The organism is Bacillus sp. EKM208B (assembly GCF_011800725.1).
Classification (GTDB): domain Bacteria; phylum Bacillota; class Bacilli; order Bacillales; family Bacillaceae; genus Bacillus; species Bacillus velezensis.
On record NZ_JAANHO010000001.1, the window covers coordinates 189,238 to 212,861 of the forward strand.

At 44.1% G+C, this 23,624-nt stretch carries 23 protein-coding genes and 1 pseudogene; 23 read left to right on the forward strand and 1 reads right to left on the reverse strand.

Annotated elements, in window-relative coordinates:
- From bglH to G9F75_RS01040, 21 genes are all read left to right on the forward strand, one after another.
- Nucleotides 1-1,410, forward strand: coding sequence for an aryl-phospho-beta-d-glucosidase (gene bglH / locus G9F75_RS00945; protein ID WP_121984282.1), 1,410 nt, complete (start codon nt 1-3; stop codon nt 1,408-1,410).
- 81 nt (nt 1,411-1,491) lie between these two features.
- Nucleotides 1,492-1,938, forward strand: a complete 447-nt coding sequence (locus G9F75_RS00950; RefSeq protein ID WP_017418568.1) for a universal stress protein — start codon at nt 1,492-1,494, stop codon at nt 1,936-1,938.
- Between the two features lie 147 nt (nt 1,939-2,085).
- Nucleotides 2,086-2,997 carry a DMT family transporter gene (locus G9F75_RS00955; RefSeq protein ID WP_021494691.1) on the forward strand — a complete coding sequence of 304 codons (912 nt, stop codon included), beginning with the start codon at nt 2,086-2,088 and terminating at the stop codon, nt 2,995-2,997.
- A gap of 141 nt (nt 2,998-3,138) precedes the next feature.
- Nucleotides 3,139-4,203 carry a polysaccharide lyase family 1 protein gene (locus tag G9F75_RS00960; protein ID WP_022553994.1) on the forward strand — a complete coding sequence of 355 codons (1,065 nt, stop codon included), beginning with the start codon at nt 3,139-3,141 and terminating at the stop codon, nt 4,201-4,203.
- Nucleotides 4,204-4,364: 161 nt separating this feature from the next.
- Nucleotides 4,365-11,402, forward strand: coding sequence for a DNRLRE domain-containing protein (locus tag G9F75_RS00965; protein ID WP_103526481.1), 7,038 nt, complete (start codon nt 4,365-4,367; stop codon nt 11,400-11,402).
- Nucleotides 11,399-12,100: a DUF7003 family protein gene (locus G9F75_RS00970; RefSeq protein ID WP_224960590.1), complete on the forward strand. Its 702-nt coding sequence runs from the start codon at nt 11,399-11,401 to the stop codon at nt 12,098-12,100. Before G9F75_RS00965 ends, G9F75_RS00970 begins: the two co-directional genes overlap by 4 nt.
- 103 nt (nt 12,101-12,203) lie before the next feature.
- Nucleotides 12,204-12,878, forward strand: a complete 675-nt coding sequence (locus G9F75_RS00975; RefSeq protein WP_017418572.1) for a DUF7003 family protein — start codon at nt 12,204-12,206, stop codon at nt 12,876-12,878.
- Nucleotides 12,879-12,982: 104 nt separating this feature from the next.
- Complete coding sequence (locus G9F75_RS20005; RefSeq protein WP_017418573.1) at nt 12,983-13,384, forward strand: hypothetical protein; 402 nt, start codon at nt 12,983-12,985, stop codon at nt 13,382-13,384.
- 18 nt (nt 13,385-13,402) lie between these two features.
- Nucleotides 13,403-13,735 (forward strand): hypothetical protein, encoded by a 333-nt coding sequence (locus G9F75_RS20010; protein WP_017418574.1) that lies wholly within the window; start codon nt 13,403-13,405, stop codon nt 13,733-13,735.
- Between the two features lie 74 nt (nt 13,736-13,809).
- Nucleotides 13,810-14,259, forward strand: a complete 450-nt coding sequence (locus tag G9F75_RS00985) for a hypothetical protein (protein WP_017418575.1) — start codon at nt 13,810-13,812, stop codon at nt 14,257-14,259.
- 57 nt (nt 14,260-14,316) lie between these two features.
- Nucleotides 14,317-14,730 (forward strand): WapI family immunity protein, encoded by a 414-nt coding sequence (locus G9F75_RS00990; RefSeq protein ID WP_017418576.1) that lies wholly within the window; start codon nt 14,317-14,319, stop codon nt 14,728-14,730.
- An 11-nt stretch (nt 14,731-14,741) separates the two neighbouring features.
- A complete protein-coding gene (locus G9F75_RS00995) occupies nt 14,742-15,149 on the forward strand; it encodes a YxiG family protein (RefSeq protein ID WP_021494695.1) in 408 nt (135 codons plus the stop codon).
- 67 nt (nt 15,150-15,216) lie between these two features.
- The gene (locus G9F75_RS01000) at nt 15,217-15,696 is read left to right on the forward strand and encodes a hypothetical protein (protein WP_167408878.1); all 480 of its coding nucleotides are present in this window, start codon (nt 15,217-15,219) and stop codon (nt 15,694-15,696) included.
- Between the two features lie 42 nt (nt 15,697-15,738).
- Nucleotides 15,739-16,596: a hypothetical protein gene (locus G9F75_RS01005; RefSeq protein ID WP_167408879.1), complete on the forward strand. Its 858-nt coding sequence runs from the start codon at nt 15,739-15,741 to the stop codon at nt 16,594-16,596.
- A 14-nt stretch (nt 16,597-16,610) separates the two neighbouring features.
- Nucleotides 16,611-17,120 (forward strand): YxiF family protein, encoded by a 510-nt coding sequence (locus G9F75_RS01010; RefSeq protein WP_021494697.1) that lies wholly within the window; start codon nt 16,611-16,613, stop codon nt 17,118-17,120.
- Nucleotides 17,102-17,695: a hypothetical protein gene (locus G9F75_RS01015; protein WP_021494698.1), complete on the forward strand. Its 594-nt coding sequence runs from the start codon at nt 17,102-17,104 to the stop codon at nt 17,693-17,695. Before G9F75_RS01010 ends, G9F75_RS01015 begins: the two co-directional genes overlap by 19 nt.
- A 14-nt stretch (nt 17,696-17,709) precedes the next feature.
- The gene (locus G9F75_RS01020; protein WP_021494699.1) at nt 17,710-18,555 is read left to right on the forward strand and encodes a DNA-binding protein; all 846 of its coding nucleotides are present in this window, start codon (nt 17,710-17,712) and stop codon (nt 18,553-18,555) included.
- Nucleotide 18,556: 1 nt separating this feature from the next.
- The gene (locus G9F75_RS01025; protein WP_052018758.1) at nt 18,557-18,922 is read left to right on the forward strand and encodes a YxiJ family protein; all 366 of its coding nucleotides are present in this window, start codon (nt 18,557-18,559) and stop codon (nt 18,920-18,922) included.
- Nucleotides 18,923-18,938: 16 nt separating this feature from the next.
- On the forward strand, nt 18,939-19,199 hold the full coding sequence (locus G9F75_RS01030; RefSeq protein ID WP_021494701.1) for a hypothetical protein: 261 nt from the start codon (nt 18,939-18,941) through the stop codon (nt 19,197-19,199).
- A gap of 55 nt (nt 19,200-19,254) precedes the next feature.
- Nucleotides 19,255-19,629 (forward strand): hypothetical protein, encoded by a 375-nt coding sequence (locus tag G9F75_RS01035; RefSeq protein ID WP_015418534.1) that lies wholly within the window; start codon nt 19,255-19,257, stop codon nt 19,627-19,629.
- Nucleotides 19,630-19,683: 54 nt separating this feature from the next.
- A complete protein-coding gene (locus tag G9F75_RS01040; protein WP_029972962.1) occupies nt 19,684-21,123 on the forward strand; it encodes a DEAD/DEAH box helicase in 1,440 nt (479 codons plus the stop codon).
- Between the two features lie 30 nt (nt 21,124-21,153).
- Here the strand turns inward: G9F75_RS01040 and G9F75_RS01045 are convergent, their stop codons facing one another.
- Entirely contained in the window at nt 21,154-22,404 is a 1,251-nt protein-coding gene (locus G9F75_RS01045) for an MFS transporter (RefSeq protein ID WP_109567388.1), read from the reverse strand.
- A 155-nt stretch (nt 22,405-22,559) separates the two neighbouring features.
- On the opposite strand from G9F75_RS01045, the pseudogene G9F75_RS01050 reads away from it, so the two are divergent.
- Together G9F75_RS01050 and bglS are read left to right on the forward strand one after the other, a co-directional pair.
- Nucleotides 22,560-22,652: pseudogene (locus G9F75_RS01050) on the forward strand (CAT RNA binding domain-containing protein); the annotation flags it as partial.
- A gap of 218 nt (nt 22,653-22,870) precedes the next feature.
- Nucleotides 22,871-23,602: a beta-glucanase gene (gene bglS, locus G9F75_RS01055; protein ID WP_017418586.1), complete on the forward strand. Its 732-nt coding sequence runs from the start codon at nt 22,871-22,873 to the stop codon at nt 23,600-23,602.
- The last annotated feature ends 22 nt before the right edge of the window (nt 23,603-23,624 follow it).

Here is a 23,624-nt window from a genome sequence, read left to right on the forward strand (position 1 = left end):
GTGGAGAAAAACATGAAGAGATTTCCGGAAGGTTTTTTATGGGGCGGCGCAACGGCTGCCAATCAGATTGAAGGAGCTTATAAAGAAGGAGGCAAAGGACTTTCTACGGCGGATGTCTCCCCGGACGGCATTATGTCTCCGTTTCATGAGACAGACGATGCGCTGAATCTGTATCACGACGCGATTGATTTTTATCACCGCTATCAAGAGGATATCGCCCTGTTTGCGGAGATGGGTTTTAAAGCGTTCCGCACCTCCATTGCGTGGACGAGAATCTTTCCGAACGGTGATGAAACAGAACCGAACGAAGAAGGGCTGCAATTTTACGATCGTTTGTTTGACGAATTGAGAAAACATCAGATCGAACCGGTCGTCACGATTTCTCACTATGAGATGCCGCTCGGTCTTGTGAAAAACTACGGCGGCTGGAGAAACCGCCGGACGGTCGATTTCTATGAGCGGTACGCCCGCACGGTTTTCACCCGTTATAAAGACAAGGTGAAATATTGGATGACCTTCAATGAAATCAACGTCGTTCTTCACGCTCCGTTTACAGGCGGCGGTCTTATATTCCGGGAAGGCGAAAATAAACAAAACACGATGTACCAAGCGGCTCACCATCAATTTGTGGCGAGCGCACTGGCGGTAAAAGCCGGCCATGAGATCATCCCGGATTCCCAGATCGGCTGCATGATCGCCGCGACGACGACGTATCCGATGACGCCGAAGCCGGAGGATGTATATGCGGCTTTGCAAAAAGAGCGGAGCACGCTGTTCTTTTCTGATGTACAGGCGAGGGGCAGCTATCCGGGCTACATGAAACGCTTCTTTAAAGAAAACGGAATTACGATCGAGATGAAGGAAGGAGACGAGGCGCTCCTGAAAGAACATACGGTGGATTACATCGGCTTCAGCTACTACATGTCGATGACGGCCAGCACGGCGCCTGAGGATCTGGCGCAATCTAAGGGAAATCTTCTCGGCGGCGTGAAAAACCCGTACCTGAAATCTTCCGAATGGGGCTGGCAGATTGATCCGAAGGGCTTGCGCATCACCTTAAACACGCTGTACGACCGTTATCAGAAACCGCTCTTTATCGTCGAAAACGGACTTGGCGCGGTTGATCAGCCGGAGGAGGACGGAACCATTCAGGATGATTATCGCATCAATTATCTGCGTGATCATTTAATAGAGGCAAGAGAGGCGATTGAAGACGGCGTCGACCTGATCGGCTACACGTCGTGGGGGCCGATTGACCTCGTCAGCGCCTCAACGGCAGAAATGAAAAAACGCTACGGCTATATCTATGTCGACCGCGGCAATGACGGAAAAGGCACGTTTGAAAGGAAGAAAAAGAAAAGTTTTTATTGGTATAAAGACGTCATCGCCACAAACGGAGAAAGTCTGTAAGCGCAATGTTCCGGAGAAAGCCGGCAAAATTGACATTCAGCAAAGAGAGGAGGACAATAAAAGCAGAAAGGCGGGATTCATATGTTTAAAAAAATTCTTGCAGCAGTAGACGGTTCAGACATGAGCAGCAAAGCTTTGGACGCAGCGATCCATCTGGCGAAAGAACAGCAGGCTGAACTCACCATTCTCTATGCGGGACGTGAAGCCGTTGTCTCCACATCAGCCTTAACAGGGATTGTCTATGTTCCGGAAAACTTCATTGAAGACATCAAACATGAAGTCGAGCAAAAAGGAGCGGCCATTCTGGAAGATGCCAAGCAGAAAGCGGCAGAAAGCGGAGTAAATGCGGAAAGCCTGTACGTCCAAGGCGAACCTGCGCATCAAATTTTAAACATAGCGAAAGAACAGCATTTCAATCTGATTGTCGTCGGAAGCCGCGGAATCAGCGGATTTAAAGAAATGATGCTCGGAAGCGTGAGCCATAAGGTCTCACAATTGTCTCCTTGTCCTGTACTGATCGTTCATTAAACGGAAGACCCTGCTGATGCGGGGTTTTTTTAATGAGAAAAGACCGCCGTCTTTCGAAAAATAGGATGAAATCTTCCTCTGAATCAAGTAAAATGGCTGTTAGTATTTGTCTGAATAAACAGTCAATGATATGGGGGAAGCAAATCAATGCAAGCTGAACAAACATCAAATGCAGTCATCAAAATGGTCATTTCCATGGTCATTTTCGGATCAATCGGCTTTTTCTCGGAACATACGAATGTGCCTTCAATTGAACTGGTCTTTGTGAGATGTCTGTGCGCCTCATTGTTTCTGGGCGTTTGCTGGTTTGGTTCCGGACGGTACCGCACCGAACAATGGAACCGGCGTGAGGTGCTGCAGACACTGGCCTGCGGATTTTTTCTCGTGCTGAACTGGGTGTTTTTATTTAAATCATTTGAGGAGACATCAGTGACGATAGCGATTTCCGTTTATCATCTGGCTCCGGTTCTCGTCCTTCTCCTAGGGAGCCTTATATACCGGGAGAAACTGCATATTGTGTCCGTCACTTCCATCGTGATTTGTTTTCTGGGCACCGCCCTGATTTCCGGCATCAACGGAAGTACATCATTTTCTCAGCTGATGGGATCGGGTATTATTTGGGCCGTGCTGGCCGCCCTTTTTTATGCTTTTACGACACTGGCCGGGAAAGGCATCAACAGTCTCAGCCCATATGCGGTCACCTGTTTGCAGACCGGATTGGGCGTTATCATTCTTCTTCCGTTCGTCCGTTTCGGCGCTTTTTCTGATTTGTCGCATGTGAACTGGATCATGATTGTGTCAACCGGTATCATTCATACGGGAATTGTGTATTTGCTCTTTTTTGACAGCTTGCGGTTTTTATCCACCCGGTTTATTTCAATCATCGTATTTCTTGATCCGGCGGTGGCGATTGTGCTTGACACCGTATTTACGGGATTTCGCCCCGACCTTTATCAATCTTTGGGGATTGTGTTGATTTTTGCGGGAATGGCGCTGTCCCTGATTCGAAAGCAAAAAGCCGTGCCGGCGGAAACTCAGGCAGACAGCACCCGTATATAGGCGGCCGTACCGACTGCTTTTTTTATTTTGGGGCTATTCAGCCATAACGAAAAAGCAGACAAACAGATCATGGAAAAAGAGTATAGTAATTGTATAATACTTCTTGTGTTTACAATTTAAGAGATTAAAGGAGTGAAGGGCATGATAAACAAGACGCGTCATCTCGCTTTCTTGGCTGCGCTCGGCTTTGCGCTTTGTCTGGCCATCGTATGTTCCGTATCAAAGCAGGCAGAAGCGGCAGCGGCTTATCCGGATGTGATGCAGGGACTTACCGGGTTCGCGGGAAATGCGAAGGATCATAACGGAAAAGCAAAATCCGCCGTATCGGGAGGCCAGGGCGGCCCCGTCGTCTACGTCAGCAATCTCAATGATTTGAAAAACAATGCGGGCGGAACGGATCGCAAAACAATCGTCATCACAAGTGATATTTCTTCCCCGGGTAAAGCCGTTGTGACAGTCGGCGCCAATAAAACCATCGTCGGCTCTTATACCAGCCACAGGCTGACCAACATCTATCTGACCACCGGGTCCGGCTCAAACAATGTGATTTTCAAAAATCTCATTATCAGCCATAGTGCCGCCATTACGGGCAACAACGACATTCCGATGTACATAGCGAACGGACAGAATTACTGGATTGATCACGTGTGGTTTGAAGGACACAGCTACAATCCGAACAGCCACAGCGATTTGGGAAAGCTTCTGTATGTCGGCGCTAAAGCGGATTTTGTGACGCTGTCTAACTCTAAATTCACAGACCATCTGTACGGCCTGATTCTCGGTTATCCGAATGATGATAACGAAGGACGCAATTATATCGGCTATCCGCATATGACGATCACAAACAACTATTTTAATAACGTCTATGTCCGTTCACCGGGCCTGATGAGATACGGCTATTTTCACGCGAAAAACAACTATGTGACCAATTTCAATTTAGGATTCACCATTCATACAAACGCGACTGTCTTCTCAGAAGCCAACTATTTCGGTAACGGAAATGAAAAAGGCGGAATGATAGACGACTACGGGACGGCCCAATTCACCGACATCGGTTCATTCCCGTCGCTCAAAGCCCCGAAATCACCGCGCACCGGCTGGAATCCGAGATCAAATTACAGCTACGGCACCCTTTCAGCCCAGGACGCCAAAAACTTCGCCCAATCCTACGCGGGAGCGCAAAATACAAATCTCCGCTATCCATAATACGAAAAACCGCTGGCAGCCGGCGGTTTTTTTATATGAATAAAAGGTTCAAAATACCTATAATCCTTAAAATAACCTTAAATACCTAGGAAAATATTGATAAACAATTTCAATAATATTACTATTGTTAAGCCTACATTACAAAAGAAGGAGGAGAACCTATGAAAATAGGAAAAAAGAACAAGTGGAAAAAATGGCTGGCCGGCACTCTTGCGGCAACGCTTATGATTTCCATTGCGCCTGCCGGTGTATTTGCGGCAGAAACGCGTGAAAAACAAGATCAAGCGAAAACCGCCGACATTCCGGCAGCGGACCCGGAAAAAGATCTTCCGGCGGAAAAAGCATCTGAGCAGATGCCTTTTGATCAAAAAGATATCAATCAAGACGGTGAGATCACGTCTGAAAGAACTGAGAATTCAAAGCTTTACTATGAAGGCGAGGGTGTGTACAAACAGGAAATCTACACAGACCCCATTCATACGAAAGAAACCGCCAATGCGGACTGGGAAGACATTTCTCCTGAATTGAAAACCGGCTCAAAGGAAGTCGGAACGGAAAATACAGTGCTGAACTCCGATTTTCTGAAGCAAATGAAAAACGGATTATACGCTACATTTGAACACGATGATCATAAGCTCACATACTCATTAACCGGCGCAAAAGGCCCCGATCAGGCTGCAATTACTCCGACAGATGCCTCAGCAAAAGTAAAGGAAGACAGCAACGAGCTTACGTATCAGCAAGTGTTTCCTGCAATTGATTTACAAACCTACACATTTAACGAAAACATAAAAGAAGACCTTGTGCTTCACAAATATGAAGGCTACAATTCCTTCACCTTTCAAATCAAAACCGACCTGCAGGCTAAAGAACAGGAAGACGGCTCGATCGCGTTTTCTGATGATAAAGACAATGTCGTCTACACCGTGCCGAAGCCCTTTATGACCGACTCAGATCTCGACGAAAAGTCAGGTGAAGTCAACAGGTCAGAAGATGTCAGCTTCAAACTTGAAAAAAACAGCGAAGGCTACTTGCTCCATGTAACGGCCGATGAAAAATGGCTGAAAGATCCCAAGCGGGTTTATCCGGTATCTATTGACCCTTCAACATCAGTATCTGTGTCATCCGATACCTTTGTCATGAGCGCGTACCCGACGACAAACTACTCTGCCGCATCGCAGAAATGGGATGCCGGATTGAAAGCGTACGTGCTGAAAACTGGATATTATGACGGCACAACCGGAACGAACTACACTTTTATGAAGTTTGATAATCTAAAGCCGATCAAAAACATGACGGTGACGAAAGCGACGCTCAAAGCATACACAGCCCACTCCTATTACGGATCAAAGGCGACGGGGCTTTGGCTCGACACCGTTAACAGCAATTACGACAATGCCAAGATTACGTGGAAGAACAAGCCGGGCTCCAAAAACATCGGCAAAGCCGAGGTCTATAAAGGCCAATGGGCAAGCTTCGATGTCACCTCCGCAGTCAAGTCGTGGAACAGCGGCGGCGCCAATTACGGCTTTAAGCTTCACGCAAACGGCAACGGAAAAGAATATTGGAAGAAGCTGATGTCATCAGCAAACTCTGCTAAAAAACCATACATTGAAGTGACATACACGATTCCGAAGGCGGACACGCCGTCTGTCAAAGCGTATCATAACGGAGATTCGACAGGATTTTTCAATATCAGCTGGAAAAAAGCTGAAGGCGCCAAAAGCTATAAAGTCTGGCTTTATAACGGGAAAGAATATCAAGCCATTCCGGTCGGCAATGCAACCTCTTGGAGCACAAGAGGGAAAAAGATTTGGCCGACAAAAGCGGAAATCGACTCCGGCAAATATAAGCTGCATACAGACGGAAAAGGCGGAAGTGAATTAGCGCTTAATCCTTCGCCGGTCTATAAAAACTCCGGCGGCAGCTATCCGGCAAGTAAAAATTACTGGGTCGCGGTCAGCGCGGTGTTTGACCAGGGAGAAGGCGCCATGTCTGCGGCCGCCAAGCCTGTCATTCCGAATATTGGAAGAGTTCAGAAACCAAGTACGAAAGGCTTTAATAACAACAACGCCACAGGCTGGTTTGATCTTTCCTGGAAAGCCGTATCAGGCGCAGCCGGGTATAAAATGCAAGTCTTTAACGGCAAAAGCTTTGAAACGCTTGACCTCGGAAATAAAACATCCTGGTCCACAAAAGATCAAAACATCTGGCCGACAAAGGCGGAAATCAGCGCCGGAAAATATGCGCTTCACCTGAAAGACAAAAAAGGCGCGGAATTGCCAATCAACCCGGGCTCTGTTTATAAAAACGCCGGCGGAGATGCGAACCGGAAAACCTACGGATTTAAAGTCATTGCCTATAACAAAGACGGAGAAGCGATCGCCTCACCGGAAGCTAGTCCGGCGCTGCCTGATATCGCAAAGCCGAAAAACCTGACAGGCTATGTCTATACGAACACGAAATCGAGCCAAACGGGTTATGTCAATCTCATATGGGATAAGGTCAAAAACGCGAAAGGCTACAAAATCAACATCTACAACGGAAAAGACTATCAATCATTCGATATCGGTGATACCGATCATTGGACGACCCAAAACAAACACATCTGGCCTTCAGCCGATGAAGTGAAAGCGGGAAGATTCCAGCTTCACACGGACGGAAAGGGCGGCGAACTGGCGCTTGACCCTTCACCTGTTTACGAAAACGCAAACGGCAATTACAAAGGGAAGAAGAACTATTCCTTTACGCTGACCGCCTATGACGCAAACGGTGACAGCATACCGACGGCACCTTTTAACCCTGTTTTCCATGAAGGGGCGGAATTCCTCGGAACGGAAGAATTCTGGTCTATTATCGACATTCCGGACGGACAGCTGAATGGCGCAACGGGAAATGTCATCGTCAATGAAGAAGATATGTCAATCGACGGACGCGGACCGGGGCTCGGACTCTCCCGGACCTTCAACAGCCTTGACAGCTCTGACCATATGTTCGGCCAAGGCTGGTATGCCGATGCGGAAACGTCGATTCTTTCTGAAGACGGCAGAGCCGTTTATATTGATGAGGACGCGACAACACATGTCTTCACGAAAAAATCTGACGGCACGTATCAGCCGCCGACGGGCGTTTATCTCGAACTGACGGAAACAAGCGATCAATTTGTATTAAAAACAAAAGATCAGACGAACGCTTATTTCAGCAAAAAAGGCGGCAAGCTCCAAAAAATCGTTGACGGACACAACAACACAACCGTATACGAGTATAACGACAGCAATCAGCTGACCGCCATAACAGACGCATCAGGGCGCAAGCTGACATTTACCTATGATGAAAACGGCCATGTCACATCTCTTACAGGGCCGAAAAACAAAAAGATTTCGTATTCATATGACAAAGACCTTCTCAAAAAGGTGACGGATACTGACGGCAGCGTCACAAGCTATGACTACGATGACGAGGGGCGCCTCGTCAAGCAGTATTCCGCAAACAGCACGGATGACAAACCGCTGTTCACTGAATACCAATATAGCGGCCACCGCCTGGCCAAAGCCGTCAATGCGAAAAAAGAAACGTACGACTACAGCTATGACGCGGACAAAAAAACGCTGCTCATGACGCAGCCGAACGGCCGCCAAGTGCAGTACGGCTATAATGAGGCGGGCAACCCGATTCAAATGATCGATGATGCCGAAGGGCTGAAAATCACGACCAACACTGTATACGAAGGCAACAACGTCATTCAGGACACCGATCCGAACGACGCGGATACGGGCAAAGCGACAGAAAGCTATCAATATGATAAAGACGGCAACGTCACAGCCGTAAAAGACAACTACGGCACCGAAACGTATCAGTACAACAAAAACAATGACGTAACGAAAATGAAGGACACCGAGGGGAACGTCACTGATATTGCGTACGACGGACTTGATGCCGTTTCTGAGACGGATCAAAGCGGAAAATCCTCATCCGCCGCCGTGTATGACAAGTATGGAAATCTCATTCAATCAAGCAAAGAGCTGGCAGCTTCGGCAAGCCTGCTGAAAGACGGCAGCTTTGAAGGAACAAAGCTGGGCTGGAATCTCACCGCTACGAGAGACAGCGGAAGTATTGCATCTGTAAAAGCAAGAAGCGGCGCGCTGTCCGGACAAAAAGCACTGGAGATCTCCTCACAATCCGCTTCAGCCGGAACAGAGCACGGCCATGCGTCCGCAACGCAGGAAGTGCAGCTTGAGCCGAATACGACGTATACACTCAGCGGCCAGATCAAAACGGATCTGACAAAGGCAAGAGCGTATTTCAACATTGATCTACGTGACAAAGACCAAAAACGCATTCAATGGATTCACAATGAATCAGGCGCATTAGCCGGAAAGAATGACTGGACGAAACGGCAGATCACCTTTACAACACCGGCCAATGCAGGAAAAGCCATCGTCTATATGGAAGTGGACCATAACGACAAGGACGGCAAAGGAAAAGCGTGGTTTGATCAGGTTCAGCTGGAAAAAGGCGAAGTCTCTTCAAGCTATAACCCGGTGCAAAACAGCAGTTTCACGGCTAAAGCAGACGGCTGGAGCACAAGCGGAGCCGCCGCTGACCTTGATGAAGGCTTCGATGATGACAGCTCATTAAAAGCGTCCCGCACAAATGCATCACAAGCCAATGCGGCCGCAAAACAAACCGTCACATTAGGCCAAAGCGCGGACGATAAGCCGGTATATATCACGCTGACAGGAATGTCCAAGGCTGACGGTGTAAAATTAACGAACGACAATGATTACGCTCTTCAGGCCGGCGTCACTTATGCGGACGGAACGACGGGCGTCTACACCGCCAAATTCCCGCAGGGGACCCAAGAATGGAACCGGGCAGCGGCAGTCATTCCGAAAACAAAGCCGATCAATAAAATCGAAATCAGCATTCTGTTCCAAAAAAGCGCCACAGGAACGGCGTGGTTTGATGATATCCGTTTAATCGAAGGAAGCATCCTGACGAAAAACACCTATGACGAAAAAGGAAACTACGTCACAAAAGAAGAAGACGAACTAGGGTATGCAAGCACTGCTTCATATGACGAGACTGGCAAGAAAACATCTGAAACCGACGCGAAAGGCGAAACAACCGCCTACGAATACGATCAGGCCGACCAGCTGACAAAGCTGACCCTGTCAAACGGCACATCCATCCTTCACAGCTATGACAAGGAAGGAAATGAGCTGACAAAAACGATTCGGGCCGGCGCAGATCAGACCTATCAATATGAATATGACGTCATGGGCAAGCTCGTCAAAACAACCGACCCGCTCGGCAATGTACTGAAGAGTGAATATGACGCCAACAGCAACCTGACGAAAACCGTTTCCGCCAACGGAAATGAAGTGTCGCTGACCTATGACGGCACCGATCGGGTTAAGTCAAAAGCGTATAACGGCACTGAAAAATATAACTTTACCTATGACAAAAACGGCAATGAAACGTCTGTCACAAACAAAGAACAAAATACAACGAAAAAACGCACCTTTGACAACAAAAACCGCCTGACCGAATTAACCGACCGCGGCGGCAGCCAAAGCTGGACGTATCCGGCTGATTCGGATAAGCTGAAAACTTTCTCATGGAGCCACGGCGGCCAAAAAGGAACAAACAGCTTTACGTACAACAAACTTGATCAAATGATTGAAATGAAAGACGGCACTTCAGCCTATACATTTGATTATGATGAAAACGGCAATGTCCAGACATTCATCAGCGGCAATGAAGTCGGCACGAGTTTTTCATATGATGAGCGGAATCTCGTCAGCTCTCTTCATATCGGAGCCAAAAACGGCGGCAGCATCTTCCGGGAAAGCTATGAATATGACGCCAACGGCAACCGCACGGTCATCGACAGCTCAGCGGGCGGAAAGGTGCAGTACGAATACGGCAAGCTCAACCAGCTCGTCAAAGAAACACATGAAGACGGCACCGTCATTCAATATACGTACGACGGCTTCGGCAACCGGACAAACGTCACCGCCACAAAGGACGGCGCAAGCAAATCAGTCAACGCATCCTTCAACATCATGAACCAGCTGACGAAGGTGAATGACGAAGACCTGTCCTACGATAAAAACGGCAACCGCACATCCGACGGCAAATACACATATACGTGGGACGCGGAAGACAACCTGACCGCCGTCACGAAAAAAGGCGAAGACAAGCCGTTCGCAACATACAAATACGATGAAAAAGGAAACAGAATCCAAAAAACCGTCAACGGAAACGTCACAAACTACTTCTACGACGGAGACAGCTTGAACGTCCTGTATGAAACAGACGCCGACAACAACGTCACAAAATCATACACGTACGGTGACAGCGGCCAGCTGTTATCCTATACAGAGAACGGCAAGAAATATTTCTATCACTACAACGCACACGGTGACGTCACCGCCATCTCAGACAGCACCGGAAAAACCGTTGCCAAATATCAGTACGATGCGTGGGGAAATCCGACAAAAACCGAAGCAAGCGACGAAGTAAAAGACAACCGCTACCGCTACGCAGGCTACCAATACGACGAAGAAACCGGCCTGTACTATCTCATGGCCCGCTACTACGAGCCAAGAAACGGCGTATTCTTATCACTAGACCCAGACCCGGGAAGTGACGGCGATTCTTTAGATCAGAATGGATATGCATACGGAAACAACAACCCGGTCATGAATGTCGATCCGGACGGGCATTGGGTGTGGCTTGTGGTAAATGCCGGATTTGCAGCCTATGATGGATATAAGGCATATAAATCAGGTAAAGGATGGAGAGGTGCAGCCTGGGCAGCGGCTTCGAACTTTGGGCCCGGGAAAGTGTTTAAAGGTGCTAAGAAGGCTTTAGGATTTGCGAAGGCCGCCAAGAAGTATTTAAAACCTGGTAAATACGCTAGAAGGTCAATTCCTGCAAGAAGTACAAGTAGCAGGTTAAATAAAAAGGAAAGAAGAGTATTAAACAAAATTGGGAATAAATATGGCTGTCATACTTGTGGTAGAAGGCACCCTGGAACTAAAAGCAGAAATTGGATTGCAGATCACCAACCAGTATCAAAATTAAGGAAGAAAGGCCAGCGACAAAGGCTATATCCTCATTGTCAAACTTGTTCACGAAAACAAGGAGGATATACTAGTGCTATTCTAAGAAAAAGACATCAACGGAGGTGAGGCTGTTGGGTGGAAAAAAAGAAGCCATTCTCGCATTGCTTAACGATTCATTCAATAAGGAAGAGTTTCCGTTTCTTGATAATGAGAATTTTGACTTCGCAAAAGGGAAGCTTTCGATTTTTATTGAAAGAGATAACTGGCTTTTAACGTTTCAGCTGTTTGGATTGTCGAGATTGGGACCAGCTATTGATTTTTATGCGGTAGGTAATCAATTAACAAATAATGAAGTAAGTTTTTTAGATGATGAACCGTTTTTATTTGCAGATGAAAAAGGAAATTTTCTGGAATTGGAAGATGTAGAATCGGGTTTTACAAGTAAACAAATCAATGTGTCTCTTAGAGAGAAAACATTTCAATTTTTTATTGAGCAGGAAATAAAAGATAAGATTTCCCCAAAGAATGAATGGATTACATGTTTGAGGCATATGACCAAAAATAGATTATTTCTTGACACACTTTGGCTGACGAAACAAGAACAACTGGAAATAGCGGGTCTCTCTTCGGAGTATGAACAATTGTATTCAACAGAATTATGGATGCATCCAGAAGGAGAAAAAGATTTGCCTAGTTTGTCTCCTTTCTTTCAATCAATTGCCGAAGCAATTTCCCGTCAAGAGATAGCATATATTCAAAAACATGCTGATGGTAACACAGAGTGGCCAAAATGGGCACACACAGATTCTGTTCAATACTTTTGAAGATATTATAGACATGCAGTAATTGGAAATAATCCGTTATATATTAAATAAATTATTATGTGGAAGATAAAATATAAAAATAATTTAATAAGGAGAATGAATTTTGATTAAAAGTAAAGAAATTCTTAGCCTATTAGATGATGAATTTAGTGAATTAAACCGACCAATTTTTGAATGGCGTGAATCTAATTATGTTGGGAGTAAATGTACCTTATTAAGATTAAATGATGACAATTGGTTACTGGCAATTCATTGCTTCGAAGTAGATTCTAAAGGACCTTTTCTGGCTATTCATACCTATAGTAACTGTTTTTCAGACAACTACAAATCGATAATAATTGATGACTTCGCCTTAAAGACTGAAGCAGGTGAGAAAATAACATATCGTGAAAGTGATTTTCAACAATTAAGCGAAGTAGTGGAAATTGAAATTAAAGAGTCTCGTTATTGCGTAAATATTCACCAAAGAAATGAATTCCAAAAGAGTACAAAAGAAAGGGCTTGGAAAACTTATTTCAGGAATTTGTTTGAGGATGCTTCTTTTAGAGAGGCGCTTTGGATAAAGCCAAACAAACTATTAAATATACTGGATCTAAAAAGCGAAGCAGAAGGAGTGTTCGAAACAGAGGATTGGGAATATCCTGATTACCTAACAGATCCAAGCCAATTAATTTCTTTTCAATCATTTGCGCAATATCTTGAAAAAGGCGCAGGTTCAGTTGATCTAGGTGAAGTAAATAACAACTGGAGGGAGTGGGAGGATTACGATATAGAGTGAGTTGATGAAGGAACCCTTTTTTAACCTCTGCGCTTACAGAATTCAAACACGATATTATTCAGGATATGAGCGGTATGAAATAGAAAAGAAAGAAGGCCGTTCTATTGGGTTATTGGGAAGAAGAATATAAAAACAAGAAAGTGTTATTGAGTGATGAAGGCTTAGATATATGTTTTGATGCGGTAGAAAAATTTTGTGAACGATATAAGAGGGATCTGGATAGAGAACCGATATTAGAAGAATTCTTAGCAACTTTAGTTACCGTTATGAATACAAATGGAGATTCTTCATTCACGGAGTTAGTTGATAAGCGAATAGTAGAAATAAAGGCAACGACCAGGAAAGCGAAATCAATAGCTAAAGTAGTACCGGGAGCTGTTATTAAATACCTTTGGATAAGATCGGGAAGTATACTTATGCTTGGGTTATTGAAGGTGATCTATCAAAAAATAAAGACGATGACATTCTTATTCAGTACTATAATATTTTTACTGAAAATACTCTGAGAAGAAGTTATTCGTCTAATGAAAGAAGAAAATAAGAAAATATTTGCGGCAAATACCGGGTATACAGGTTTTCTTCAAGGGGATTGGACAGTAATATCCAAGATGCCTCAAGAGATAATAGAGAAAAACAGTAATTCTCAACTAAAATTTGTTTTATATGAAGACGGTAAATATCTCATAAGTGAAGGCGATTCATTTGCATCAGAAGATGAATTAGCAGAGGCAGATGAGAAAACAGGCAAGAACATCACTAACCCATTGGGTATATTTGGACATTCATCTGTAGAATCTATTCTTTATAAATATTTTGAAGGGATGACAATGGAGGAAATCATAAAGTATGAATTGTAAAAGACAGATTTCTTACATTCGCTTGTACAGATACTGACAGTAGTAAATGTTCTGAGTTCTGAACGAGGTGTAATATGAAAAAAATCAACCTGAATTCTATTACACAGAAAGAGATCTTACAAATAGAAAAACAATTTGAACGAATAGCATTAAATAAAATAAGAAACAATCAAGAAAAGTTTAGAAAAATGGGTTTGAAAATTGAAGCTGCTTTTGGAAGAGTCGGACACGAAAAAGAAATAGGAAAAGAAGTACGGCCCTCAGATTGTTTTGAGAGTACCTATAATTCATTGATATTTTTTTCTGCAGCTTATTTGGACGGCACCGACTTTCACGATAATGAAGACGGCTATTGTGTAGACCACTTAGATATATGGGTTTGTGAAAAAAAGTTGTTTTCAGGTAAAGCTGGATATTTATCAGATCTAGAAAGTGATGAAGAAATCGCAAAAGAAATTCAAAACAAGATAAATGAATTGTACTTAGAAGCGGCAGAAATGATTGAAATGTTAAATGAATCCTAGTCTATTAATGTAAGAGAGGTTCTCAGCCTCTCTTTTCACCCAAAACGAGGAGGCAGCATGGCTAAAATTAGAGATGATTGTCTGGAACTTGACATAACACCGAGAAGGTATCAAGAGGCGGAGGATGATCCTTTTATCTCAACAATGTTTGAACTGTTAGAACATAATAAAGTAATCGCTCGCGATTACTCCGCCGCTTTATTAGAAAGTGAATATAAAATGCTGATATCAGGGATTGAAGCATTATTAGCAGGGAATCAAGATAGGATACGTTTAGAAACAATTGAACCATTTTTTATTTTGAGTATTGATAAAGAAAACGAATATTACAGATTTATAATTAGATTTGTGGAAAATCATTCAAATACAACTTTCTATAAATTGAACTGTAATGAAGAAAAGCTAGAATTTTTCGTGAAGACTTTAAAATCAGATCTCAAAGACACAAAAAATCCTCCAAAACGTCCTTAGGGAGATAAACAATGTACAAAACAATAATTGATTGGGTTGATTATATAGATGAGGGGTGCGCTGTCCTTCATTTTGATTTTAATGTGTTTAAAAAAGAACTTTCACTTGATATTAAGGTTTTTGAAAAAGAAAGTGAATATACACATAAAATATTATTTCAAAATGTAGCATCTGTTTATTTTAGCGCAGATATTGGCGATATGAGATTAGAAAAAATAGATCCCGAAGAATACAATTGGCAAGTATTTGAGATGAGTTATCATCCGGAAGGAATCGGAAATCTATCAAATTCTGTAATTCCGGAGTATCAATCAAATGCTAACTTTCTCATTGACATGAACAGAATGCTAATTGCTATAGAAGCTGAAACCGTTCGCTTTGACGACCAATCATTTTATACGTATCGTTCGAAGTCATAAATAAACAAATAAGAGAGGTTCTCAGCCTCTCTTTTCTTACATAACAAAAACCGTTCTCGGAGGTAATATGAGCAGTCCTTTACATTTACAAAAAGAATCATTGGGGGCTATAGGGAATCTGGATGTGATTAATCTACTGAAATACAACTCAATATATTCGTGTGATCTAGTGAGTAAAGATACTTTTTCTCAATTAATGAATGACTTAGAATTCGAGACCGTTCTGATAGAAGTTATGGCAACACCTTCTTTTATTGAAGAATGGAAGAAGAAGGTTGAAAAGAAAATGATACATATGAATACTGTATCGAAAAAGTTCATTCATATTGAATGTGTCCTAACCAAAGAAGAATTGATGGCAGATTACTTATTAGATGAATTATATTTTTTAGCATCGATCAATGATTTTGTTGTTATAATAGCAAACCCTGCCAACAATAAGTCCTACATGAACCTGAACACTCTAAAAGTTGATGTAAACACTGAGTATAATGAAAAAATCATTTGGTTTGAATACGATGCAGCAGATTTATATATCATTGATTAATTTGATATAAATTCCAAAGTCTTAATCAACGGAGTGTTGCTGATGTTAGAACTTACTGCGGAGCGGGTTGGTTCATATGAAAGGGAAAATATCATTTATTTCAATGTGGGCAGGGATGATCAGTTATTTATTGTGTCTGTGCATGATCACAAAATAATATTAGAGGTTATGAAAGGAAGCTCTCTTTTAATCAAAAAAGAGTTATGCGGCTTTTCTGAAGATGCCCATTTCTATCTGATTGATTCGTATAATGACACAATCGTGATCGTTTACCTGGAAAATCATACGTGTCAATTGGCCGCATACTGCGTAAACAGTAATAAAATCAATCCGATTTGTTCTTTTCTATTAAGCGCCAATGTATTTCATCTGGGTGAGGATGGATTATTATGGATCGGATTAACGGACGAGGGTATGTATGATGAGAGAAACCCTCAAGGGAAAGCGATATTTGCTTTTCATGCAGAAGACAGAACGTTTTATTTTGAGGATGATTTTAAAGAAATGATGCACGAATGCTATGCCGTACAATCGATCAAATCTGATTTGTATGTATGTTTCGAGGGAGAGGATTGCTGTGTCATCGGGCATTATCAGATTGGACGGGACAGAATTCGTACTGTTGCAGAATATGTGCTAAACGGAGATCAATACTCCTATTGTGACCAGCTGTCCGTTTCGAAAAATAGAGTGTTGCTGATACAGAATCATGAGGATAACGTATTTGCATTTCATGAAGAGAGCAAAGGGTTATCAGAGGCTGACGTCATGATACATGGTATTGATAGAAAAGAAGAAACAGCGTACAGAGCCGTTCAGAACCGCATTTTTATCTTTAATGGTAACGATTTATATTTGGTAAAGTTTAGTACTTCTGTGCAGCATGAAAATATCCTCTAAGGAAGTACCCAGCTATGAGAAAAAAGTTAATTGACAAGCTTGAAGAAAATAAGAGGAATCTTTTAATGAAACGTGTTTGTGCCGGGTTAACATCTTGTGAAGAATCAGGGTTTGTTTATCAATTTGCCGAGGCAGAACAAAGCAGGAAGATATTAGAGAATGTATTATCGAACTCTTTCCAAAGTGCAGTGCGTGAAGTTGATATAAGCGGCAGGGAAGCAGCTGTATCGCTTATTTTAGAGACCATTGCGGATGTGGGGATTGAACGGAAGAATGATTTCGTTTATCTGTTTCATCCGTATAGTGATGAAGTCGGCGCTATCAAATGTGCGCTGAAGGATTGTGCAAATCATCTGCACTGTCTCATGAATTTTATTGATTTTGAAGGCCGGCAGCTTTCTAACAGCTTTATTGTAGTTGAGCCGTCCTTCCTATTTGCTATCTGTTTATTTCACACAGAATACGGCTGTGAGCTTGCGTATAAACCGCCGAAGAGAGGTACAAGATGCACCCCTTTTTTATAAAGGACACAAAGGAATCGGCAGTCTTTCAATCCCAGATATATTCCTTATTTCATGAAGACAAAACGTTGCCCGAACAAGTATTTAAACAACAAAAACATTATTATCTATTCGAGGAATTCCACTGGGTCTTGTCTGAAGAAGGCTGGATGATGCTCAAAAGTTTGGCGCATCATCATCACGATGAATTTATCTTAATGGCTGTTCTGGAACAACCTGATGATATGAATCGGTTTCACGTGGAATTCGGCTATTTTGACTGGTTAAAGATTCCTTTAAATATAACCGAAGATGAATATCTTTCAATCTTAACTGATTATCCAAAGCACAGTAAAAATGACTGCATAATGAATATTGCATCCCGCGTCGTATGGGCTTCACCGACTTTCAAGTGGGCGATTTACGGAGAGAGAGAATTTGAAATTTGTATTTTAGGCATTGATCAGGAGATTGCGGGAAAAACGTTAGAATCATGGAGGCCGTTAGATGATCATGTTTTAGACTGGATATCAGTTGTATTCCCGGATCAGATCGTTCCGGATGAATTTCAAAAAAAGCTCGCCGCGCATTATAAATAGCAAGGGGCAATTACATGAAAATAAAAATGAACAAGATACACGATGAATCAGTAAAAGGATGTTTTTGTCACTTTGACAACTGCGGACGTCAGTATCTTGGACGGCATCAGAATGGCGGTCTCTCGTTTACAATCACGGATGAATCCGGCGATACCCGAGTGATTCATATTGATGAACAAATTCCGTGTGAGGATATTATGCTGTTTCAACAGAGTTCGGCTGACAGGTATGTGCTGATTTTCTTTGAATCGCATGAGCATAAAGTGAAGGTATTTTCAGCAGATGGAACAGAACAAAGTGCATTTTCTCTGCCTTCAGGGGTTTCATGCAGTCTTTTGGACGAAAAACAAAACCTTTGGATCGGTTTAAGTGATGAAGGCATTTATAGCGATGAAAATCCTGATGGTCAAAGTGTGCTGTGCTTCACTTTAGACGGACAATTAAAGGAAACTCACATTGATCAGCAGCTTTCAGAAATATATGCGCCCGTTGTAGATGACTGCTATGCACTTGCAGAAAAAGACGGACTGATCTACATGCTGTATTACGCTTATACAGTCATTGCTGCGTTTGATGAAACCGACGTGAAACGAGTTTGGATTATTTCTGATAAAACATATTCCGGGGTTTACGACCAGCTAGCGATTTCAGATGACGGGTTTTGGATATGCAAAGATGATCATTCACTGTCTCTCATTCCGGCTGATGTCAGTCTGCCGATGCAAGAGATAACGTGCTGTGATGCGGATGGCGATGAGCTTTCCGGGCATCAGCTGAAGCTGACTAGCAATGCCATTTACGCGGTCTCGAATTCAGGGATTTATAAGCGGGATATCAGTAATGGGAAAGCGGCTAAATGAGATGTTAAGATCCAACAGATATTCTTTAAATAATGACGTCATCAGAAGCTTGAAATTACACAAAAAAGAATTAGAGGGTCCGCTGCCTTCAGATGCAGGAAGATTTGAAGAAGACTTTGAGGGTGCCGCCTGCGCTGGGGATTTTTATGAGTATTTTGCGCTTATCTGCGGCAGCTTAGATTTTGTTTTGGCGAATAAACAAATGCCTGCGCGGCAGCGTAAAGCGTTATATAAATTCTTTTTTGAGCTTTATCCGCAATATGTGCAGCTGAAAAACGCTTTAACAGATTATCCGGAGCTCAGCCGGGAAATCGGGCGGCACGAACGGGCCAGGAGGCTGTTAGTCAGCATTTTAAACAAGAAATGAAAGGCAGGCTTCTAACGTGAAAGAACCCACAAGAGCAGAATGTCTGAAGAAGGCTAATCTGATCCTGAACGGTCAAGCGGCGAGGGAAGAAGTGTCGGATTGGGCATGCGAGTACGTGGCTGCAGATGATCCGGAGGTTGAGGATGAAAACGTTTGGGAGATGCTCGTGTATTTGAGCGGGTTTGATCTGAAAGATTCGCCTGATTCGTATCTGCATACGATTGAAGAATTAAAAGATTGGGTGCAGACTTATAAAGAAATTCATAAGGGTTTGTAAGAAAAATTCATTTGAGTCAGACATGTCAATTCAGCTGAAAAAAAGGAGGCACAAAATGGAATGGCACAAACATGAGAAAGCAGTTCTGCTGGGGCCGGATTCGCCGGGTTGTTTTGAATTGACGGAGTTTACATTCTATACCGGGTATAACGAGTATTATGATAAAATCCCGGTGTTTGAGCTGAAGCTGACTGATGGGCAGTATGATGCCGTGCTGCGGTTTGAGGATGTGAGGTCTGCCCGGCTGGATGATCTTGAAAGCATCACCGACATCCATCTGGATATCAGCCCGGTCGACGGCGGCTGGGAATCGATCCGCTACTATGTCGATGACGGGGAAGGAAGCATGAGCTTTTATTGCGCCAAATGGGTCGTGCTTGACATGAAGAAAAAGCAGTCCCCCGAATGGCCCGGCAAAACGTCAGGGTAAAGCGGCGGCATTTCGCGTATAATGAGGGGAGCCGGACAGAGAAGGAGTTTAGTCATGAATGAGTTTAATGAATATGCGATCAGCCCCGAGATCCGACGGGCGCTGAATGGCTTGCAATACACCGAGCCGACTGAAGTGCAGCGGCGCGTCATCCCCGCCGCGCTGCAAAAAAAAGACCTCGTCGTCAAATCGCAGACGGGCAGCGGCAAAACCGCGGCTTTCGGCATTCCGATCTGTGAGCTTGCGGAATGGGAGGAAAACAAACCGCAGGCGCTGATTTTAACGCCGACCCGCGAGCTTGCGGCGCAGATTAAAGAAGATATCACGAATATCGGCCGTTTCAAACGGATAAAAGCCACGGCGGTTTTCGGAAAAGCTTCTTTTGACAAACAGAAAACCGAACTGAAGCAAAAAAGCCACGTCGTTGCCGGAACGCCGGGGCGTGTGCTTGATCATATAGAGAAAGGGACGCTGCCGCTTGAACGGCTGGCGTATGTGGTGATTGACGAAGCGGATGAAATGCTGAATATGGGATTTATTGAACAGGTGGAAGCCATCATTCAGCATCTGCCGAAAAACAGAGTCACCATGCTGTTTTCAGCGACGCTGCCGGATGACGTCGAGAAGCTGAGCCGCACATATATGAAAGACCCTGAATTGATTGAAGTAAAAGCGGAAGGCCTGACGACAAAAGACATTGAGCATTTTGTCACCAGAACAGAAGAAGAGGACAAAACATCTTTGCTGCGTGATGTCCTGATCACCGAAAACCCGGACAGCTGCATCATATTCTGCCGGACAAAAGAAAGAGTCATCCAGTTAACCGATGAACTGGACAGGCTGGGCTACCCTTGCGATAAAATTCACGGCGGCATGGTGCAGGAAGACCGCTTTGACGTCATGAATGAATTCAAGCGCGGCGAGTTCCGCTATCTCATTGCGACCGATGTTGCCGCCAGAGGAATTGATATTGAAAACATCAGCCTCGTCATCAATTATGATATTCCGCTTGAAAAAGAAAGCTATGTGCACCGCACCGGCAGAACGGGACGCGCCGGACACCGCGGACGGGCCGTTACGTTTGTGACGCCGTCTGAATCGCGGTTTCTGAATGACATTGAGACATATATCGGTTTCCGCATCCAGAAGCGGGAGGCGCCGTCTGAGAAAGAAACAGCGGAACGGAAAGCGGCTTTTGCGGAAAAACTGAACGCCCGCCCCGATGTCAAAACAGACAAAAGCGAACAGTTAAACAAAGACATCATGAAGCTGTACTTTAACGGCGGGAGAAAGAAAAAACTCAGAGCGGTCGATTTTGTCGGAACGATTGCGAAAATCGACGGCGTTTCAGCCGATGATATCGGGATTATCACGATTTTGGACAACGCATCGTACGTCGAAATTCTGAACGGCAAAGGCCCGCACGTTCTTGACATCATGAAAAATACGACGGTCAAAGGCAAAAAACTGAAAGTCCATAAAGCCAAGAAATAAAAAAGAAAGCCTGCCGCGTGCAGGCTTTTTTTACGTCGTCTCCTCGGGGACGAACGCAAGGATGCCAATCCCGATTACAAACAAAATGATCAGGCTGAACACGGCGGCTGACGAATTTCCGGTCAGCTGGGCGGTGACGGCAATCAAAAGAGGTCCGATAATCGAAGCGAACTTGCCGAAAATATTATAAAAGCCGAAAAACTCATTGGCGTTCTGTTTGGGGACAAGCTTGGCAAAGTAAGAGCGGCTCAGCGCCTGAATACCTCCTTGGGAAGTGGCGACAAGCATAGCCAAAACCCAGAAATCAAAAGCGGAATCCATAAAATAAGCATACGTGCAGACAATCATATACACGCCGATTCCGGCATAAAGCATCGTTTTTCCTTTAAACCGTTCGGCCAGCCGTCCGTACAAAATCGAAAAAGGCGCGGCGACGACCTGTGTGACAAATAAAACAATCAGCAGATTTGCCGCGCTGATGCCGAGGTCAGCCCCGTATGATGTGGACATCGTAATGATGGTGCCGACCCCGTCGATGTAGAAGAAATAGGCGAGCAGAAACAAAAACAGCGCCCGATGCTTCCTGATCTGCTTCAGCGTGCCGGCCAGCCGTATAAAACTGCTGAGTACAAGCCGCGGCTCCCTCTCGATATAATAGCGCTGGCGGACGCGGAGAAGGAGCGGGATCGAAAACAGCCCCCACCATGCCGCCGTAATCAAAAAGGCAATGCGGCCGGCAGTCTGGGCGGACAGCGGAATCACCTCCGCTTGTGCTGAAAGAATGACGGCAATGCTGAGGAGAAAAGGGATTGTGCTGCCGATATAGCCCAGTCCAAATCCCCTGGCGGACACCATATTCATCCGCTCCTTTGCGGCCACATCAACGAGAAACGCATCATAAAACACATTAGACCCGGCAAAGCCGATCGTGGAAATCGTATAACAAATTAATAACAGCATCCAAGATTCGCCGGGAATCAAAGCCAGCGCGGCGGTGCCCGCCACACCGATCAGAAAAAAGAAGGCAAAAAACCGTTTCTTGCATCCTTTGTAGTCGGCAATCGTTCCTAAGACGGGGCCGAGCATCGCCAAAATAAAAGTCGCGGCGGCAATCGTATAGCCCAAATAAGCGGTGGAATCAGCCGCGCTGACACCGTTTTCCGCTGCCGCGGCTTTAAAAAACAAGGGGAACACCGCCGTCATAATAATGACCGAATAAGCTGAATTGGCCCAATCATACAGCATCCAGCTGCTTTCTTCTTTCGAAAACCGTTTCATCACACACGCTCCTTCCCAAAAACCGGTTCTCTGCATTATATGCGCCGCTGCCTCATCGTTGGACAAAGATTTCTGAACGGCGTTTTCTGATTGACCTGGAGATATTGAACTAGTTCAAAGGTGTAGCAGGTAAATGGTCAGGCGGGAGGTAGACAGAATTGAAGATTGCGAAAGTCATTAGTAATAATGTCGTCAGTGTGCTCAAAGAAGGCAATCAGGAATTGGTCATCATGGGCCGGGGCATTCCATTTTAGTTTCCTTGTATTTATTTTGTCTTACATTCACATATGACTTGGTTAAGGCAGGCAAAACCTAAATTACAATGAGCGCTGATCATTTCTGTTTGTGCTGATGGTAATTTAGGTTTTTTTAAGATTCATTATTATCATTATTCTGACCGATGTCCCCTTTTAACAGAATCATGTATGATCGATAAAGAAATCGCTTTCAAAGAAAGGGGAATGCCGACATGTTTTATCGTATGAAACGAGTGCTGCTGCTTCTTGTCACTGGATTGTTTTTGAGTTTGTGTGCGATCACTTCTACTGCATCAGCTCAAACAGGCGGATCGTTTTTTGAACCTTTTAACAGCTATAACTCCGGATTATGGCAAAAAGCAAATGGTTACTCCAATGGAGATATGTTCAACTGCACGTGGCGTGCAAATAATGTATCCATGACGTCATCAGGTGAAATGCGTTTGGCGCTGACAAGCCCGTCTTATAACAAGTTTGACTGCGGGGAGAACCGCTCCGTTCAAACCTATGGCTATGGACTTTATGAAGTCAGAATGAAACCGGCTAAAAACACAGGGATCGTTTCATCGTTCTTCACTTATACAGGTCCAACGGATGGAACTCCTTGGGATGAGATTGATATTGAATTTTTAGGAAAAGACACGACAAAGGTTCAATTTAATTATTATACAAATGGCGCGGGAAACCATGAGAAGGTTGCGGATCTCGGATTTGACGCGGCCAATGCCTATCATACGTATGCGTTCGATTGGCAGCCAAACTCTATTAAATGGTATGTCGATGGGCAATTAAAACATACTGCGACAAGCCAAATCCCGACAACACCGGGAAAGATCATGATGAACTTGTGGAATGGGATAGGTGTCGATGACTGGCTCGGTTCCTACAATGGTGTAAATCCGCTATACGCTCATTATGACTGGGTGCGCTATACAAAAAAATAATGTACAGAAAAGGATTTCCGCA

Bases quoted from the DNA above. Each gene is read 5' to 3' on its own strand.
- G9F75_RS00950 (WP_017418568.1), top strand. From the start codon at position 1,492: ATGTTTAAAAAAATTCTTGCAGCAGTAGACGGTTCAGACATGAGCAGC.
- G9F75_RS00955 (WP_021494691.1), top strand. From the start codon at position 2,086: ATGCAAGCTGAACAAACATCAAATGCAGTCATCAAAATGGTCATTTCC.
- G9F75_RS00960 (WP_022553994.1), top strand. From the start codon at position 3,139: ATGATAAACAAGACGCGTCATCTCGCTTTCTTGGCTGCGCTCGGCTTT.
- G9F75_RS00965 (WP_103526481.1), top strand. From the start codon at position 4,365: ATGAAAATAGGAAAAAAGAACAAGTGGAAAAAATGGCTGGCCGGCACT.
- G9F75_RS20010 (WP_017418574.1), top strand. From the start codon at position 13,403: ATGAAAGAAGAAAATAAGAAAATATTTGCGGCAAATACCGGGTATACA.
- G9F75_RS00985 (WP_017418575.1), top strand. From the start codon at position 13,810: ATGAAAAAAATCAACCTGAATTCTATTACACAGAAAGAGATCTTACAA.
- G9F75_RS00990 (WP_017418576.1), top strand. From the start codon at position 14,317: ATGGCTAAAATTAGAGATGATTGTCTGGAACTTGACATAACACCGAGA.
- G9F75_RS00995 (WP_021494695.1), top strand. From the start codon at position 14,742: ATGTACAAAACAATAATTGATTGGGTTGATTATATAGATGAGGGGTGC.
- G9F75_RS01000 (WP_167408878.1), top strand. From the start codon at position 15,217: ATGAGCAGTCCTTTACATTTACAAAAAGAATCATTGGGGGCTATAGGG.
- G9F75_RS01005 (WP_167408879.1), top strand. From the start codon at position 15,739: ATGTTAGAACTTACTGCGGAGCGGGTTGGTTCATATGAAAGGGAAAAT.
- G9F75_RS01010 (WP_021494697.1), top strand. From the start codon at position 16,611: ATGAGAAAAAAGTTAATTGACAAGCTTGAAGAAAATAAGAGGAATCTT.
- G9F75_RS01015 (WP_021494698.1), top strand. From the start codon at position 17,102: ATGCACCCCTTTTTTATAAAGGACACAAAGGAATCGGCAGTCTTTCAA.
- G9F75_RS01020 (WP_021494699.1), top strand. From the start codon at position 17,710: ATGAAAATAAAAATGAACAAGATACACGATGAATCAGTAAAAGGATGT.
- G9F75_RS01025 (WP_052018758.1), top strand. From the start codon at position 18,557: ATGTTAAGATCCAACAGATATTCTTTAAATAATGACGTCATCAGAAGC.
- G9F75_RS01035 (WP_015418534.1), top strand. From the start codon at position 19,255: ATGGAATGGCACAAACATGAGAAAGCAGTTCTGCTGGGGCCGGATTCG.
- G9F75_RS01040 (WP_029972962.1), top strand. From the start codon at position 19,684: ATGAATGAGTTTAATGAATATGCGATCAGCCCCGAGATCCGACGGGCG.
- bglS (WP_017418586.1), top strand. From the start codon at position 22,871: ATGTTTTATCGTATGAAACGAGTGCTGCTGCTTCTTGTCACTGGATTG.